This is a genomic window from Tsukamurella pseudospumae (assembly GCF_001575195.1).
GTDB lineage: Bacteria > Actinomycetota > Actinomycetes > Mycobacteriales > Mycobacteriaceae > Tsukamurella > Tsukamurella pseudospumae.
In genome coordinates this window covers 77,677-95,187 of record NZ_LSRF01000044.1, presented here as the reverse complement: position 1 = coordinate 95,187, position 17,511 = coordinate 77,677, and the positions used below count along the sequence as shown (strand labels likewise).

At 70.6% G+C, this 17,511-nt stretch carries 12 protein-coding genes; 6 read left to right on the top strand and 6 right to left on the bottom strand.

The features are described 5' to 3' along the window. Window positions 1–182: 182 nt before the first annotated feature. Together AXK60_RS13325 and AXK60_RS13320 are read right to left on the bottom strand one after the other, a co-directional pair. Complete coding sequence (locus tag AXK60_RS13325; protein WP_068571627.1) at window positions 183–1,073, bottom strand: ABC transporter permease; 891 nt, start codon at window positions 1,071–1,073, stop codon at window positions 183–185. Next, the gene (locus AXK60_RS13320; RefSeq protein WP_244881105.1) at window positions 1,070–3,526 is read right to left on the bottom strand and encodes an alpha/beta fold hydrolase; all 2,457 of its coding nucleotides are present in this window, start codon (window positions 3,524–3,526) and stop codon (window positions 1,070–1,072) included. Before AXK60_RS13320 ends, AXK60_RS13325 begins: the two co-directional genes overlap by 4 nt. 146 nt (window positions 3,527–3,672) lie before the next feature. Here AXK60_RS13320 and AXK60_RS13315 point away from each other — a divergent pair, with 146 nt between their 5' ends. The 3 genes from AXK60_RS13315 (at window position 3,673) to AXK60_RS13305 (ending at window position 7,070) form a co-directional block, all read left to right on the top strand. Next, window positions 3,673–4,851 (top strand): DUF7373 family lipoprotein, encoded by a 1,179-nt coding sequence (locus tag AXK60_RS13315; RefSeq protein WP_139057948.1) that lies wholly within the window; start codon window positions 3,673–3,675, stop codon window positions 4,849–4,851. Beyond that, a complete protein-coding gene (locus AXK60_RS13310; RefSeq protein ID WP_139057947.1) occupies window positions 4,851–6,008 on the top strand; it encodes a DUF7373 family lipoprotein in 1,158 nt (385 codons plus the stop codon). The genes AXK60_RS13315 and AXK60_RS13310 overlap by 1 nt, the downstream gene beginning before the upstream one ends. Before the next feature lie 396 nt (window positions 6,009–6,404). After that, a complete protein-coding gene (locus AXK60_RS13305; RefSeq protein ID WP_068571711.1) occupies window positions 6,405–7,070 on the top strand; it encodes an SPFH domain-containing protein in 666 nt (221 codons plus the stop codon). Window positions 7,071–7,106: 36 nt separating this feature from the next. On the opposite strand, the gene AXK60_RS13300 is transcribed toward AXK60_RS13305, so the two are convergent. The 4 genes from AXK60_RS13300 to AXK60_RS13285 are packed head-to-tail and all read right to left on the bottom strand — an operon-like array spanning window position 7,107 to window position 11,626. Further along, a complete protein-coding gene (locus AXK60_RS13300; RefSeq protein WP_425315219.1) occupies window positions 7,107–8,141 on the bottom strand; it encodes an Atu2307/SP_0267 family LLM class monooxygenase in 1,035 nt (344 codons plus the stop codon). 44 nt (window positions 8,142–8,185) lie between these two features. Beyond that, entirely contained in the window at window positions 8,186–9,373 is a 1,188-nt protein-coding gene (locus AXK60_RS13295) for an SfnB family sulfur acquisition oxidoreductase (protein WP_068571623.1), read from the bottom strand. Beyond that, the gene (sfnG, locus tag AXK60_RS13290) at window positions 9,370–10,479 is read right to left on the bottom strand and encodes a dimethylsulfone monooxygenase SfnG (protein WP_068571622.1); all 1,110 of its coding nucleotides are present in this window, start codon (window positions 10,477–10,479) and stop codon (window positions 9,370–9,372) included. Before sfnG ends, AXK60_RS13295 begins: the two co-directional genes overlap by 4 nt. 28 nt (window positions 10,480–10,507) lie before the next feature. Further along, window positions 10,508–11,626, bottom strand: a complete 1,119-nt coding sequence (locus AXK60_RS13285) for an LLM class flavin-dependent oxidoreductase (protein ID WP_068571710.1) — start codon at window positions 11,624–11,626, stop codon at window positions 10,508–10,510. Window positions 11,627–11,859: 233 nt separating this feature from the next. On the opposite strand from AXK60_RS13285, the gene car reads away from it, so the two are divergent. The 3 genes from car to AXK60_RS13275 all read left to right on the top strand — a co-directional run bounded on the left by car (window position 11,860) and on the right by AXK60_RS13275 (window position 16,897). After that, complete coding sequence (gene car / locus AXK60_RS13280; RefSeq protein ID WP_139057946.1) at window positions 11,860–15,183, top strand: carboxylic acid reductase; 3,324 nt, start codon at window positions 11,860–11,862, stop codon at window positions 15,181–15,183. 142 nt (window positions 15,184–15,325) lie between these two features. Next, window positions 15,326–15,451, top strand: a complete 126-nt coding sequence (locus AXK60_RS27825; protein ID WP_280512888.1) for a hypothetical protein — start codon at window positions 15,326–15,328, stop codon at window positions 15,449–15,451. Between the two features lie 192 nt (window positions 15,452–15,643). Continuing rightward, entirely contained in the window at window positions 15,644–16,897 is a 1,254-nt protein-coding gene (locus AXK60_RS13275; protein ID WP_175400016.1) for a tyrosine-type recombinase/integrase, read from the top strand. Window positions 16,898–17,511: the final 614 nt, after the last annotated feature.

Genomic DNA, 17,511 nt, shown 5'->3' with positions numbered 1-17,511 from the left:
CATCCGCTCCGGAGATGTCGCGCTGGTGAAAGACCGATCTGAGCGTGCGGTAGGCCACGATGCACCTCCCAATAAGTGGCAAAAGTGGGTTACTTGTCAAGTATTGCACGGTTCAGCGGCTAGTTAAATTGAACTTTTCCTTATTTTTGACAATAAGGATGGTGAAGGGTGCCGTCCTGATGTCAGCTCACGACGTCCTTGGTCCGGAAACCGCGGACGGCGAGGGCGAAGAAGACGATGGCGATGCTGACGGACAGGGAGACGCCCGAGACCATCGCCGACCACTCGATGCTCGGCTGCAGCAGGTCGGTCCACGCGTACTGCCAGTGCGCCGGGAGCGCGGCCCGGAGGCCGCCGAGCGCGGTCACCTGGTCGAGCACGCTGCCGATCACGGTGAGTCCGACGGCGCCGCCCACCGCGGCCAGCGGCGCGTCGGTGCGGGTCGAGAGCCACAGCGCGAGACCGGCGGTCGCCAGCTCGGACCCGATGATGAAGGCCGCGGCCAGCAGTAGCCGCCACAGTGCTTCCCCGGCGGGCAGCGACAGGCCCGTCGGGGATTGCAGCGGCCCCCAGCCGTACGCGACGGTGCCCGCGACGAGCGCCACGGCCACCAGGAGGGCGACGGAACCGACGGACAGGATCAGCGCGACGATCGCCTTCGTGACCAGCAGCCGCGTGCGGGGCACGGGAGCGGCGAGGAGGTACCGCAGCGACGACCAGTCCGCCTCGGATGCCACGGCGTCGCCGAAGAACAGCGCGACGGGGATCACGAGCAGGAACCCGGTTCCGGCGATGAGCACCGTCGCCATGAGGTTGAGTCCCGACGCCGTCGCGACGTCGAACATCGAAGGACGCCCGCTGCCGCGGCCGCTGTCATCGGTGCCCACGGCGAGCGCGACGATCAGGATGATCGGCAGCGCCGCGAGGAGCGCGGCCATCACGAGGGTGCGCCGGCGCCGCAGCTGCCGGGCGAGCTCGACGCGCACCGTCAGCGTGCGTCCGGGGGAGTACCCCGGGGCCGCCCCGTGATCGGCTCGCGCCCGTGGGTTCGCCGGATCGTTCGTGGTCGTCATTCGTCGCCGCCCGTCAGCTGGAGGAACGCGTCTTCGAGGGTGCGGGAGGCCCCGCCTTCACCGGTCTGCACGATCTCCTCGACCGTGCCGGCCGCGATCAACCGGCCGCGGCGCAGCACCACGACGTGGGTGCAGGTCTGCTCGACCTCGGCCAGTAGGTGGCTCGAGACGATCACGGTGCGCCCGGTGGCCCCGTACCGGACGATCGCGTCGCGCATCTCCCGGATCTGCGACGGGTCGAGCCCGTTGGTCGGCTCGTCGAGAACGAGCACGTCGGGCAGGCCGAGCATGGCCTGCGCGATCGCGAGCCGCTGGCGCATGCCCTGGGAGTAGGTGCGCACCGAGCGGTCGAGGGCCGAGCCGAGGTCGGCGATCTCGAGAGCCTCGTCGACGTGCGCGTCCTCGGCGGGGCGGCCGGTGGCACGCCAGTACAGGTCGAGGTTCGCCCGACCCGACAGGTGCGGCAGGAAGCCCGCGCCCTCCACGAACGCCCCGACCCGGGAGAGCACCGGCGCACCCGGCCGGATCGGGTGCCCGAACACGCGGATCCCGCCCTCGTCGGGCGTGATGAGGCCCATCAGCATCCGCAGCGTCGTGGTCTTGCCGGCGCCGTTGGGGCCGAGCAGGCCCAGGACCTGGCCCCGCTCGACACGGAAGGTCACGTCCTGCACGCTGTACCCGTCACCGCCGGCGTACTTCTTGGACAGGCCCGTCACCTGGAGGGCCACGTCGGCCAGCTCCGGGTCGGCGGGTCCGACGGTGCGCCGTCGCCGCACGGCCAGCAGCGCTGCCGCGACGACGACCGCGATGATCGGCAGCACCCAGACCCACGTGGGCAACGGCCGCGGCGCGGTCCTCAGGCCCGGTACCTCGGGCACCGTCAGCGGGCTCGTGGCCGCGATCGTGTAGGTCGCAGGGGCTGAGGGGGAGAGGTAGGCGAGATCGGTGGTGGCGAACGCGACGCGCATCCGGTGCCCGGCCACGAACTCGTGGTCGATGGTGGGCAGGCGGACCGTCGTCGTGGCGGTGCCGCCGGTGAGTGGAATGCGGATCGGTGCGGCGAGCTGCTGGGGCAGCACCTGCGAGCCCTCGGGACCCACGTCGTAGAGCTTGGCGAAGAGCACGGCGTCGGGCGCGGCGGAGTCGACCTTGATCGTCACCGTCGGGGTGCCCGTGACGGTGACCGGGCCGGCGAGTGGCGCGGAGTCGAACACCGCGGCCTGCGTGGGCAGGTCGCGTGACAGCCCGCCCGCCCCGAGCGCCGCGGCGGAGGATGCGAGCGCCCCGAGCCCGGGGACGCCGGAGATCGACGGTGGCGTGCCGCCGGCCGGGTTCTCGGCGGTCCGCGGCGCACCGTCGAGCCCGACGGTGCGCGTGATGCTCCCGGCGAGCCCGGGGTAGGAGTCGGAGCTCGACGAGCGCACCGTCCGCTCGCCGGTCTCCCTGTCGACGCCGCCGGAGCGGGACACCTGGAAGGAGGGGAGGACGGGAGCGTCGGTGCCCTTGAGGTACCTGTCGAACCACTCCGCGGTGCGGGCGTTCACCCGCGCGTCCTCGGCGCTGCCGGCGTCGTGCCCTCCCGCGATCCAGTCGACCGCGACGGGGGCGCCGTTGGCGGAGATCTGCTTCGCTGCTTCGTCGGCGTGCTCCAGCGGGAAGAGCGAATCCAGTTCGCCCTGCGCGAGATAGGTGGGAACGCGGATCGCGGCGCCGACCGACGCCGGGCTGCGGGCGGCCAGCAGGGCGCGGTCGGCGTCGGTCAGTGCGCCGCCCTGCGCGATCCGCGTGTACATCTCACAGACCGCGGGCTCGAACCTCGCGCACCCGCCGCCCATGGTGAAAAGGATGCCCGCCCACTGCTTCTTGTAGACCCCGCCCGGGAACAGCGCCTGCTCGAGGTTCCAGTACGTGATCCGCGGGGCGATCGCGTCGACCCGCTTGTCGTGCCCGGCGAGCAACAGCGCGAGCGCTCCGCCGTAGCTGCCGCCCGCGACGCCCACGCGCGGGTCGCCGGGTGCGTCCTGGCGCACCTCGGAGCGGGTCGCGAGCCAGTCGAGCAGCTTGCGCGCGTCGGCGACCTCGGCGTCGGGGGAGTCGAGACCCACGAGCCCCGTCGACTTCCCGAATCCGCGAGCCGTGTACGTGAGGACGGCGTAGCCGCGCCGGGCCAGTTGCTCGGCCTCGTCGCGCACGTCGTCCTTGGACCCGCCGAAGCCGTGGGCGAGGAGCACCGCGGGCGCGGGCTCGGCACCGTCGGGCCGGAAGAAGGAGGTGTCGAGGCGCACCCCGGCCCCGTCGAGCAGCTGGTCGGTGCGTTGGACCGACGGTGCGCTGTCCCTCCCGATCGGGCCGCACGCGGCGAACGCGGCCAGGATGACGGCGACGGCGGCGAGGGCGGCACCGATGAGGAGAGGGCGCCGTGGGGCGCCGCGCAGGGCGCGAGGTGGGGGCACCGGACCAGGATATGTGCGGCTCGGGCGTTGTGGCCGGGCCAGTGTTCCGCTGAGGGAGAACGTGCTGAGGTCATTCGACGACGGAATCATCCGCGATCGGGATATCGTGACTGCAAAGGCTCTGGGGAGGGTGCGAGGGGAGAACGATGCGGCGAGGAACGTTCGGACTGGCAGCGGTGCTGATGGTCACGGCACTCGCGGGCTGCGCGACCGAGGTGCCGGGGACGGCCAGCGCACCGTCGTCCGCCGTGCGCCTGGACACGGGAAACTACGCGACCACCGTGCGGACGGTGCCGGAGCGCTCCGCGGCGCGCGGCGCAGTGATGGAGGGGCGCCGGCTCGCCGACACGATGCCGCTCACCACCGACATCGACCCGAGCCTGCGGTTCGGCGGGCAGCTGTTCGCCGGCGCCCTGCGGGACTACAACATCGGCGGTTCTCTCGAGGCGTCCTTCGGCGTCCAGGTCGCGAACGCGATGGACAAGCGCGGGCCGGGCTACTACGTCCGCGTCGATACGTCGCGGTCGACCTCCGACCTGAAGACGATGTTCTTCGGAGCCTGGGAGATGGATTCCGCGGCCGCAGCCGCGGCCGCAGTGGCCGATCCGAAGATCCTCGCGTCGGCATCGACGGATGGTGGCATCCCGCGCGTGCCGGTCACGATTCCGGGGTACCCCGCGGCGGTGTCCTACTCGCAGACCGTGGGCAAAGACGTGGCGATCAACAGTCTCGTGGCGTCGGGGCGGTACGTGTTGGCCTCGTACGCCAAGATTCCCGCCGGGGCCGCTGCGATCGGCAGGTTCTACGACCGCCAGATCGCGGCGCTGAAGACTTTCACACCGACGCCGACGGAGAAGCTCGCGGACCTGCCCGTCGACAAGGACGGCATCGCCTCGCGCACCCTCGTGCCCGAGAAGACGGAGTACTTCGTCACGGACGGCTGGACCACACCGAAGCTCTTCGCCGCGGACTCCGATCGCGTCGAGGACACTCGGAAGGCGCTCGACGCTGCCGGGGTGGATCTCGTGGGCCTCGGCAGCGATGCGGTCCTCCGGGCGAGGGACGAGGCCACGGCCCGGACGCTGCGTGACGAGCTGGCCGACATCGTGCAGCCGATGGAATCCGGCGTCCAGGCCACCGAGGTGCCCGGTGCGCCCGGCGTGATCTGCCGGATCGAGTCGAGTGCGATGCCGCGTGGTTCCAACGTCAAGACGCACTGCTTCCTCGCCGTGGGGCGGTACACGGCGGTGCTCACGGCGGATCAGACCGGCGATGCGAAGCAGCAGGCCGCGGCGCAGTACCTGATCCTGCGGAAGGCCGGCTGATGCGGCCTCCGGCTGGGCTGGTCCTTGCGCTGGCGACCGTCCTGGCCGCGTGCTCGACGACGGTGCCCGGTACCCCGTCGGGGCCGTCGACGGCGTCACTGGCGACGGGCAGTTACTCCACCGTCCCGCGGGTGGTCACGAAGCCGTCGGCGACGATGGGCAAGATCCTGGAAGCGCGGCGGCTCGCGGCGACGATTCCCCTGTACAGCACGATCGACCCGGCTCTGAAATTCGGGAACCCCATGACGATCGGCGCGCTCGAGGACCACGGGAACGCACCCACGGTGGAGTCGGCCTTCGGGACGTCCGCGTCGAGGGTGATGGCGGGCCACGGTGCCGGGGTGATCGCCACCGCGCGGAACGGGGACAGCGGCAAGGACTACGGCTATGTGAATTTCGGCCTCTGGGAGATGAGCTCGCCGGAGGCGGCGGCTGCGGCGGTCGCGGACCCTCGCCTCCTGGAGCCGGAACTGGTGCAGTACGGGTACACCAAGAAGTCCGTCTCGATGCAGGGGTATCCGAAGGCGGTTGCCTACGAGTTGAACGGGACGAGGAAGCGGCTTCGGGCGTTCCTCGCCTCGGGCAGCGTCGTGATCGCGGTCTCGTCCGAACTGATGAACGCCGCGCTGGTGCGGAAGTACTTCGACCTGCAGCTCCAGGCGCTGAAGGACTTCGTGCCGACGGACGAGTACAAGCGCGGCGAGCTGCCCGTCGATCCGAGCGGCCTGTCCGCACTGACCCTCGCACCGGACAGCGGCGACCTCGACCACGAGGGCGACATCGCACCGCGGGTGATAGCGCTCGGCGCCGACTCCCCGGACACGGTTCTCGCGGCCTTCACTGCGGCGGGAGCCGATGCCGCCGGGCTGGGTGGGACCACCGTCTACCGGACGAAGGACGCCGCGTCCGCGCCCGCACTGAGTGGGGTACTGCTGGACTCGGCTACGCGGTACGTGAGGTTCAGAGGTACGCCGATCCAGGTCAAAGACATGGATGGAGTGGCGTGCAGTACCGTTCCCGCACGCGCCAGCTCGACGGTCCGCGCGGCGTGCACGATGGCCGTCGGGCGCTACGTCGCAGTCGTCACCTCCTCGCAGGCGGAGGACGCGATCCAGCGCGCCGCGGCCCAGTACCTCATCCTGCGGTCCGCGAAGTAGTGAGGAACCGCGCCGACCGCGACCACGGTCGCTGAGTGGATCGGAAAACCCGTTGCGGCGGCCGTGATCCGGTGTCAGTGTTGATGTCGGCTACGGGGAGGAGCGGCCCGAGCGGTTGTACCGCGATCGGGTTCCGCGTGTTCGAATCCCCGTCACCCTCCAGTGGCACGGCCCCTTTCGGGCCCAGAGGGTTCGAGTCCCTCGCCCGCCGTACCGCCGGAACCGCGGGCGGTGACAGCCCTGCGATGCCCCGGCCATTACCCGGGACATCCCGCCGTCTCCGCTCGCCCGGCGGTGCGGTGCCACGACCCAGACCTGGCATCCCTCGGAGCGCGACGCTCCGGGGGCGCACGGCCCGACCGGGCCGCACACGAAAGGAGAACCGCCGTGTCGATCATGAACGCCGTCCGCGGCCGCCGCATCGTGGTGCGTCCGGCCCGTCTGGCCTTGGAGTACCGCGACGGCACCCTCGCCCGCGTCCTCGAGCCGGGCGCATACCGCGTTCGGCGTCCGGAGGCCGTCGTCCTCGTCGGCGTCGCCGAACGCCTGATCCCGGTGGCCCCGCAGGAGATCCTCACCGCCGAGTCGGTACCGGTGCGGGTGTCGATGACCCTGCGGGTCAAGGTCGTCGATCCGATCGCGTACACCGAGCGGGCCGTCGACCCGGACGCCGTCGTCTACCTCGCCGCGCAGATCGCGCTGCGCGAGGCGCTTTCCGGTGTCGCGGTCGACGACCTGCTGCGACGGACCGGGGCCGTCGACGGTGAAACGGTACGGCGGGGCGTGTCGGCGGCGGCCGAGGAGGTGGGTGTCCAAGTGCTCGGCGTCGTCGTGAAGGACGTCGTGCTGCCGAGCGAGATCCGCAGCGCTGCGATCGATCTGATCACCGCCAAGGCGCGCGGCGCGGCCCGCCTGGAGGAAGCGCGTGCCGAGACCGCCGCGCTGCGTGCGCTCGCCAACGCCGGGCGCATGCTCGACGCGTCGCCGGCGCTGGCCCGGCTCCGCATGATCGAGGCCGCGCCCGCGGGCGCGAAGATCGTCTTCGGCGATCGGGAGCGGTGACCGTTCAGGTGGCCGGCTCGGCGCGTACGCGCCGAGTCAGTCGCTGAGCATGTCCTTGATCAGCGGGACCACCTTCTCGCCGTACAGCTCGATCGAGCGCATCAGGTCGGCGTGCGTGACCGGCTGGTCGTACTTGAGGTCGAAACGGTCGACGCCGAGCGTGCGGATCGTGGCGGCGATCCGCCGCGCCACCGTCTCGGGGGAGCCGATGTACAGCGAGCCCGTCTCGATCTCCCGCTCGAAGTCGCCGACGGCGGGCGGCGGCCAGCCGCGCTCGCGGACCATCCTCTGCCGCATCTTCATCCAGCCGTCGAAGACGAGGGCGTGCGCCTGCTCGTCCGTCTCCGCAACGAGGCCGGGCGAGTGCACCGCGATCGGCTTGCGGGGTACGCCGTACTCATCCTGGGCCCGTTCGAAGAGGTCGACGTAGGCCTTGAACCGGTCCGCGGGGCCGCCGATGATCGCCAGGAAGAGGCCGAAGCCGTACCGGGCGGTGCGGACCACGGACTCGGGGCTGCCGCCGACGCCCACCCAGGCGCGGATGCCGTCCGCGGTGGTCGGGAAGACACGCTGCTCGCTCAGCGACGCGCGGGTGGTGCCGGACCAGGTGACCGGCTCCTCCTTCAACAGCGCCGCGAGCAGCTCGAGCTTCTCCTCGAAGAGAACCTCGTAGTCCTGGAGGTCGTACCCGAACAGGGGGAAGGACTCGGTGAAGGAGCCACGCCCTGCGACGATCTCGGCGCGGCCGTCGGACACCGCGTCGAGCGTCGCGAACCGCTCGAACACCCGCACCGGATCGTCCGAGCTGAGCACGGTCACCGTCGAACCGAGACGGATCGAGTCGGTGCGCGACGCGATCGCCGAGAGGACCATCTCCGGGCTCGAGACGGCGAAGTCCGCGCGGTGGTGCTCGCCGACGCCGAAGAAGTCCAGGCCCACGGCATCGGCCGTCACGGCCTCCTCGACGAGATCGCGGATCACCTGGGGATGGGGCAGGGGTTCGCCCTGCGCGTCCTTCGTCACTCCGCCGAACGTGTCCACGCCGAACTCGGGAATCTTCATGGTAGTCATAGTACCGACTGAAACGGACTAAGGTCCGAATCTATTCCGGTGCGTCAGACGACGCCGTGCAGGGGAGGCCGCTCTTCGTTCAGGGTGAACCTGCCCAGGTGGTGGACCTTGTAGCGCACCGGGTCGTGCAGGGTGTGCGTGCGCGCGTCCCGCCAGTACCGGTCCAGGCCCGCATCGCCCGCGGCGCTCCGGGTGCCGGCGACCTCGAACAGCGCCGAGGGCACCTCGGTCGCCGCCCGGTCGGCGAGCACCTTGGCGGTGGCGACGGCGAGCGAGGCCTCCGCCGCCGCGTCGGGCCCGGGCGTCGCGAAGGCGTCGTCCACGGCGCGCCCGGCGACCGTCAGTGCGGCCTCCGCGGCCCGGACGGAGACGGTCAGCTCGCCGAAGCGCTGGATCATTAGCGGATCGTCCTGCGCGCGGTCGACCCCCGCCTCGAACCACGGGCGCGACCGCGTCCGTACGAACTCGGCCGCCGCGTCCAGGGCCCCGCGGGCGATGCCCGCATCGATCGCGACGTGCAGCAGCTGCGCGAACGCCCCGTAGCCGGTGGGCTCGGCCACCGCGGGCGACCGGGTGAACACCGCGTCGAGCGGGACGGCGACGTTCTCGAACCGGACGGTGCCACTGCCGGTCGTACGCTGCCCCAGTCCGTTCCAGTCGTCGTCGACGACGACCCCCGGTGAGTCCGCGGGCACGAACGCGACGACCTGGTCGTCGGTACCGGAGTCCCGCGCGAGCACCGCGAGCAGGTGCGCGTAGGGCGAACCCGTGCAGTAGAACTTCTCGCCGTCCAGGCGGGCGCCGTCGAGGGTTCGAGTCAGGACGGTCGCGATGTCCGCCACGTTCCGACCACCCCGCTCGGACTGCGCGTTGGCGACCCGCGCACCGTCGAGTACCTGGCCGAAAATCCTGCGCTGCAGCTGTTCCGGCCCGGCCAGCCGCAGCGCCGTGAGGTACACGTAGTGGCTGTGCGGGATCTGTGCGAGCGAGGCGTCCGCGGTGGCGAGGATGCGGAAGACCTCGGCCACGACCGACGGCGGCAGGTCGGGCCCGCCGAACCGGGCGGGCACAGTCAGCGCGAACAGGCCTGCCTCGGAGAGGAGTTCGACCTCCGGGTGCGGCAGGTGCCGATCGCGGTCGCGGCGCGCGGCACCGTCGGCGAACCGCGCCGCGAGTTCGCGCGCCGTGGCGACCGCCGCCTCGGCGGAGTCGATCGCGGCGGCGAGAGTCACACCAGTGCCCCGGAGCGGCTCGCCTCGATCTCGCGGACCAGGGGCAGGACCTTCTCGCCGAAGTACTCGATCTCCTCCTGGAAGTGCAGGAAGCCGCCGAGGATGAGGTCGACGCCGAGCTGCTTGTAGGCGACGATCCGCTCCGCGACCTGCTCGGGCGTGCCGATCAGCTGCGTGCGGAAGCCGTCGTTGTACTGCACGAGGTCCTCGAAGGACGAGTCCGCCCACATGCCGCGGCCGTCCGAGGTGGACTTGCCGGCCTGCTGCACGGCGTCGCGGAAACCCTCGACGGCGGGCTTGTTGGCCTTCTCCACGATCTCGCGCAGGGTGTCCCGCGCCTCCTTCTCGGTGTCGCGGGCGATGATGAAGCCGTTGAGGCCGAACTTGACCTCGCGCTGCGCCTCCCGGGCGATTCGGCGCAGGTCGTCGAGCTGGTCGGTGACGCCGTCGAAGTCCTTGCCGTTGGAGAAGTACCAGTCGGCGTACTTGCCGCCGTTGACGCGCGCGGCGGAGGAGTTGCCGCCCTGGAACAGCTCCGGGTTGGGGCGCTCCGCCGTGTTGAGCGGCTTCGGCTTCAGCGTGAAGTCGCGGATCCGGTAGAAGTCGCCGCCGAAATCGACGTTGTCCTCGGTCCAGATCTTCCGGATCACCTCGAGGAACTCGGCACTTCGGCGGTAGCGCTCGTCGTGCTCGAGCCAGGGCTCGCCGAGCGCCTTGAACTCACCCGCGAACCACCCGGAGACCACGTTGATCGCGAAGCGCCCGTTCGACAGGTGGTCGGCGGTGGCGCCGAATTTGGCCAGCACGGCGGGGTGCCACAGCCCCGGGTGCACGGCGGCGATCACCTTGAGCTTCTCCGTCGCGCCGAGCAGTGCGAGGCTGAAGGACGTGGACTCGTGCTGGTACTCGGCGCCGTAGCTGGCCATGTACCGCACCTGCGAGAGCGCGTACTCGAAGCCCACGCGCTCGGCCGTCTGCGCCAGCTTCTTGTTGTACTCGAAGTCCCAGCTGGTGCGCTGCTCGATGTCGCTGGTGACCAGGCCGCCCGAGACATTGGGGACCCAGTAGGCGAACTTGACCTCGTCGGCGATCTTCTCGGTGCTCATCGTTGTCGTCCTTCGTGATTCGGGGAGGCTAGGAGGTGGGGGCCAGGTCCGGCAGGAAGGCTCCGCGGACCGGCTCCGACGGTGCCCGTCCGTCGTCGAGCAGACCGCGCGCGGCCAGGCGGGGGCGCACGCCCTCGCCGAAGTGGTACGCCTCTTCCAGGTGCGGGTACCCGGAGAGGATGAAGTGGTCGAGGCCGAGGGCGGCGTACTCGGCGATGAGGTCGGCCACCTCGTCGTGCGAGCCGACGAGCGCCGTGCCCGCGCCGCCGCGGACCAGGCCGACGCCGGTCCAGAGGCCCGGGTACACCTGCAGCGAGCGGGCGTCGGCGGCCTCGTCGAACGCGGTTCCGCCGCCGTGCAGTTCACGCATGAGGCGCTGCCCCTCGGACTCGCTCCTGGCGAGGCTGGCCTGCGCGGCACGAACGGTGGCGGGGTCGAGGTTGCCGAGGAGGCGGTTGGCCTCGGCCCAGGCCTCCTCGCTGGTGTCGCGCGAGATCACGTGCAGGCGGATGCCGTAGGTGAGTTCGCGGCCCTGCGCGGCGGCCAGGGCGCGGATCCAATCCACCTTCTTCTTCACCTGCGCCGGCGGCTCACCCCAGGTGAGGTATGTGTCCGCGTACTTCGCGGCGACATCGCCGGCCGCGGGGGAGCTGCCGCCGAAGAACACCGGCGGCGCCGGATCGGGGCGACGGGCGAGCACGGCGCCCTCGGTGCTCAGGTGCTTCCCGGCGAAGGTGACCGGCCCGTCGGAGGTCCAGAGGCGCCGCGTGATGTCGAGGAACTCGCCGCAGCGCTCGTACCGCTCGTCCTTGCTGAGGGTGTCGCCGAAGGCGCGCTGCTCGGACGACTCGCCGCCGGTCACGACGTTGAGCAGGACGCGCCCGCCGGACTGCCACTGCAGGGTGCTGGCCATCTGCGCCGAGAGCAACGGGCTGACGAGGCCGGGGCGGAGAGCGACGAGGAACTTCAGGTCCCGGGTCGCCTCGGTGAGGAGCGCGGCGGTCAGCCACGCGTCCTCGCACCACAGACCGGTCGGGATGAGGACGGCCTCGAACCTGTTCGCCTCGGCGGCCAGTGCCAGCTGCTTGAGGTAGTGCAGATCGGCGGGACGGTCGCCGCTCATCGAGCTGCCGTGTCCGCCGGCCATGAGGTTCCGCGAGTCGCCGTAGGTGGGCAGGAACCAGTGCAGGTGCAGGGGATTGACGGAGCTCACGGCTGCCTCTCGATCGGACGCGACGGGTACGGTTCGCCAGTTCACCACTCGGCGAACGGACGGTGAAGGTTTCGGATCGTGATGCGCGGAACGTGCGTAGCTACTCGTTAGTAGCTACAGTGAGGATGAAGTTAGTTAGAGTCCCGTATTGAATTGGGGTGTTGCTCATGTCCGTCGAGATCGTCGAGTCGACCGAACCGAACACGGCCGCAGGTGCCGCGTGCGGAGCCGGGGGATCGCCCGGTCACCTGGCCGATGTCATCACGTCCGCCTTCACCCGGTTCGCGGACCGTCCCGCGTTCGCGACCCGCGACGGCGGTCCCGACGGTCCGTACCGCGGTACCACCTACGGCCAGGTGTGGCACCGCGTCACCGCCCTGACCGCCGCCTGGCGCGAGGAACTGCAGCCGGGGGACTTCGTCGCCGTCCTCGGCTTCACCAGCCCCGACTTCGTGGTCGTGGACCTCGCCACCACACTGCTCGGCGCGCCGAACGTGCCCCTGCAGGCGGGCGCCCCCGCAGCGCGCATCGCGGCGATCCTCGACGAGACCGCGCCGAAGATCCTCGCCGTCAGCGCCGCGCAGCTCCCGCTCGCCCGCGCCGCGGTGGCCGAGTCCGGCACGGACCCGCGCCTCGTCGTCTTCGACGGTGCCGCCCCCGGCGCGACGACTCTCGACGACGAGATCTCCCGCGGCGCGGCACTTCCCGTTCCCGAGCCGTACCGCGCCGCTGAGCCCGACGGCGACCGGCTCGTGACGCTGATCTACACGTCCGGGAGCACCGGCACGCCGAAGGGGGCGATGTACACCGAGCACCTCGTGGTGCACGCGTGGCTCAAGGTCGAGAGCATCATCGACGACGACATCCCCACCGGCGTGCTCCTGCACTTCCTCCCGATGAGCCACATGTACGGGCGGAATTGGCTGATCGCGGGCCTCGCGGCAGGCGGCGTCGGGTACTTCGCCTCCGCGGCCGACATGTCCAGCCTGTTCGACGACCTCGCCGAGGCTCGCCCGACCGCGATCGCCCTCGTCCCGCGCGTCTGCGAGCTGGTGCACCAACGGTTCCTCGCCCTGGAGGCGGAGACCGACGCCGAGTCCGCCCGCACCTACCTGCGGGACGAGGTGCTCGGCGGAAACATCGCGGCCGCCGTCTGCGGCAGCGCCGCACTCTCCGCCGACCTGCAGGCGTTCATGGAGCAGCTGCTCGGCGTGAGCATCCAGATCGGGTACGGCTCCACCGAGGCCGGTGGGGTCATCGTCGACGGTGTCGTATCGCGGCCGCCCGTGATCGACTACAAGCTCATCGACGTGCCCGAGTTGGGCTACCTCACCACTGATCAGCCGCATCCGCGAGGTGAGCTCCTGGTGAAGTCCAGCCAGCTGATCCCCGGCTACTACCGCTCCGACAAGCAGGTCCTCGATGAGGACGGGTACTACCGCACGGGCGACGTGATGGCCGAACTCGGACCCGATCGGCTCGAGTACGTCGACCGGCGCAGCAACGTGATCAAGCTCGCGCAGGGTGAGTTCGTGCCCATCGCCCAGCTCGAGGCGACCTACTCCGCGAACCCAGCGGTGCACCAGATCTTCCTGCACGGCACCAGCGAGCGCTCGTACCTAGTGGCCGTCGTCGTCCCGGCGCCCGGTCCCGCCGACGAGACCGACGAGCAGGCCCGAGGTCGAGTCCTCGACGCCCTCGCCACCGTCGCCCGTGAGAACGAGCTCGCCGGCTACGAGCTGCCGCGCGACGTGATCATCGAGCGCGAGCCCTTCTCCGCGGAGAACGGACTGCGCTCGGGCATCGGCAAACTGGTGCGCCCCGCTCTGACCGCCCACTACGGCGACCGGCTCGCAGCCTTGTACGCCGCCGCCGAGGAGCGCCGTCGGGACGGACTACGCGGACTCGACGCCGACGGCCCGGTCGCCGACACCGTCGTGCGGGCCGCAGCTCTCACCCTCGGCGTGCTCCCCGCGGAGCTCGACGGCGGGACGCGCTTCGTCGACCTCGGGGGCGACTCCCTGTCGGCGCTCTCGCTCGCCACCACGCTCGAGGGGCTCTACGACCTGCCCGTGCCCGTGCAGACCATCGTGGGGCCCACCGCGACTCTCGCCGGGGTGGTCGCGCACATCGAGGCCGCCCGCGCCGGCGCCGTCCAGGCGCCCACCGCCGCATCGATCCACGGCACTGGTGCGTCGATCGCCCGCGCCGCAGACCTCCGGCTCGACCGGTTCATCGATGCGGACCTGCTGGCTGCGGCACCGTCGAAGCCCGCGCCGCACGGGGAACCCAAGACGGTCCTGCTCACCGGCGCGACCGGCTACCTCGGACGGTTCCTGCTGCTCGAGTGGCTGCGCCGCGTGGCGCGGAACGACGGGACCGTCGTCGCCCTGGTGCGGGGCACCGACGCCGACGACGCCCGCCGTCGGGTGTTCGACGCGATCGGCACCGCCGACCCGGCGTTGACCGAGGAGTTCGCGCGGCTCGCGGCCGGACACTTGGAGGTCGTGCCGGGCGACTTCGGCAGCCCCTCGCTGGGCCTCGACGACGGCGCGTGGGAACGCCTCACGCACACCGTCGACCACGTCGTGCACTGCGGCGCGCTCGTCAACCACGTGCTGCCCTACGACCAGTTGTTCGGCCCGAACGTGGTGGCGACCGCCGAGATCGTCCGCCTCGCCGTCACGGACCGGCGCAAGTCCGTGGACTACGTCTCGACGGTGGCCGTGGTCCCGCAGGACGACGGCCGCCTGCTCGTCGAGGACGACGATGTCCGCGTGCTCGGCGCCGAGCGCCGGATCGGTGCGGACGCCTACGCCAACGGCTACGCCGTGAGCAAGTGGGCGGGTGAGGTGCTGCTGCGCGAGGCATCCGACCTCGCGGGGCTACCGGTACGTGTGTTCCGGTCCGACATGATCCTGGCGCACAGCCGGTTCCGCGGTCAGTACAACCCCGTCGATCAGTTCACCCGCCTGCTGCTGAGCATCGCGGAGACGGGCCTCGCGCCGCAGTCCTTCTACGAGCCCGACGGTTCCGGGCGCAGCCCGCACTACGACGGCCTGCCCGTGGACTTCACCGCGGAGTCGATCGTCACGCTCGGATCGGCGGCGCGCGAGGGCTTCCGGACCTTCCACGTGCTCAACGTCAACGACGACGCCGTGAGTCTTGACAGCTTCGTGGACTGGATCGCGCAGGAGCGCACCGTCGAGCGGATCGCGGACTACGACGAGTGGCTCGAGCGGTTCGAGCGCGCCCTGCGGGCGCTGCCCGACGCGGACCGTCAGCGCTCCGTGCTGCCGCTGCTGCACTCGTTCGCACGCCCGACCCCGGCCGGCGCCGGCGGCGCGCTCACCGCCGACCGGTTCCGGGAGGCCGTGCGCGCCGAGAACGTGGGCCCGGGCGACATCCCGCACCTGGACCGCGCGCTCGTCGACCGGTACCTGCGCGGCTTCGAGGATGCCGGATGGCTCTCCCCGGAAGGCGCTGTCTGACGGCGTTATCCACAGGTAAGCGTACATAACCTTTTTTCTCCACAGGCCCCGCCGCGACCACCGTTCGCGGCGGGGCCCACGGGTGACACTCGTCGGTGACGGCCGGATACCGCCGGCCGCACGGCAGACGAGGAGGGGCGCCATGCCCGGGGTACTTGTTTTCGCAGCAGGCAATGTCACGAACGACCTCACGTACCGGGAGTCCGTCCGTGATCAGCGGCACGACTTCCTGAGCTTCACCATGGCCGCGAACAACGGCTACTGGTAGTTTAGGGAAACGCGCTGGCCAGTGATGCGAGTGGAAACTCGCAGGTAAAGAGCATTATGTCAAAGTCCTCTGATGAACAGCTGTGGACAGGTTCTACACTCGTATCTGGCACATATCTGGCACGCTCCTCCGCGGGCCAGATCGCGGCAACGGATAGGTGACGGCGTGGCAGGCAGGCGTGGGTTCGGCAGCGTGCGGAAGCTGCCCTCGGGCCGGTACCAGGCCCGGTATACGGGGCCTGACGGACGCGCCTATCCTGCCGGGAGCTTCGGCACGTCGAAGCAGGCGGAGCTGGCGCTTGCGAAGATTCGAACGGCGGTCGACGAGGGGCGGTGGCTCACACCCGAGCAGGAAGCTGCTGCAGCCGAGGTTGCCGCACGTGAGGCAGAGGTGGCTGCGTTCACGGTCGCCGATCTCGCCGAGGTTTGGCTCGCGACGTTGACGGGGCACACCCACAGCACGCTGAGCCGGGCGCGAGTGGAGGCGTACATCCTGCCGGTCCTGGGCCACACGCCCCTGCAAGGTCTGACGCCCGAGCAGTGTCGGAGCTGGTGGGACGGGTGCTGCCTCGACAAGCCCTCACAACGCGTCAGATGCTACGAGGCGCTCGCGGCAATGTTGGCCATCGCAGTCGACCGCGGGTTGATTGCAGTGTCCCCGCTGCGCATCAAGGGCGCGAAGAAGCTCACGCCGGCCAGGGAGGGACAGACAGCCTCACTCGAGGAGCTCGACCGGCTGACGGAAGCGATGTCGGAACGTGACCGCGCAACGATCTTGATCGCCGCGTGGTGCGGTTTGCGGGCCGGTGAGGTGCTCGGGCTACAGCGAGCGGATATCGTGGCGGACCCCAGTACGCCGGTCCCGCTGGCGCCGTCGGTCAAGTTGAAGATCCGGCGCCATATAGTGCCGCGCGCGGGAGGCACGCCGGCCGGGGAGAAGAGTTTCCTTGTCGTGCGCGGCAGCAAGGCGGAGCAACGCGTAGAAGATGTTGCCGTGCCGCCGCACATCGTTCCCGAGATCTGGCGGCATCTCGATCGGTTCGCCGACCCGGAGCCGTCCGCGTGGATGTTCCGGGGGCGCACACACCCGGAGGATCCCTTGCTACCCATCACCCTCCGCACCGCTTTCGGTCGCGCGAGGAAGGCGGTCAGCCTCCCCAACCTGGTGTTCCACGACCTACGCCGGACAGGGAACACTCTGGCGGCCGAGGCGGGTGCTACTCCGGCCGAGATGCGAGATCGGCTCCGGCACAAGTCCAGCGAGGCGGCTGAGCGTTACATCGTTGCCGCTCGAGGGTCTGATGTGCGTCTCGCGGAGCGGATGAGCGCAGCGGTTACGCCCAAACCGTCGAGCCGGGAGCCGCGGGACGCAGTGGATCCGGTCGAGGTTGAAGTTCAGCGACGCGTGGCGGAGCGGATGCGAGAACTCGGGATCGATCCGGAGTAGCCGGCCAGGACCGACTCCGCGCGAACCAGGCCCGAGCGCCTGCGCCACCACTGAATCTGTCGGCGCGCGGGGCGGGTGAGCCGGGTTACGCAGTGTGGCGAGAGGGTGAAGTTCGACGACGGCCGGATCGTGCACCCGGAGGAGATCCGCCGAGATCATGCGCTGCACACGCAACAGCCCCAGCGCCTTCGAAGGTGCTGGGGCTGTTCTGGTTTACGTGATGGCTACCGCATGCATTCCGCAGCGTCACGGTTCACACTCGCCGGGTCGACGCGGTGGAGCTTCCCGTCGACCGCGCCCGGCGCGAGCGCCCACACAGTGCCATCCGCGCTCGTAATTGCGGTGGCGCAGTATCCGCCTACCTCGCCTTCACCACCTCGGCGGGCGGCCCGAACGCTTCGCGCGGCGGCCTGATCCATAGCGAGACCGCGGCGCCAGCGCGGCGGCGGCCCAACTGAACGGCGAGCGGGTCCACGCGTATAGCGCGACGATCACCGGTTGCCGCCCGGCCGCTCGACGCTGGCGCCGCAGCTGCGGCGTGCGTCTACGGTGACCACGGGACGTTGATGTCGGTTCCCTTCGCGACCACGGGTATCAGCCGCGTCGCGCAACTC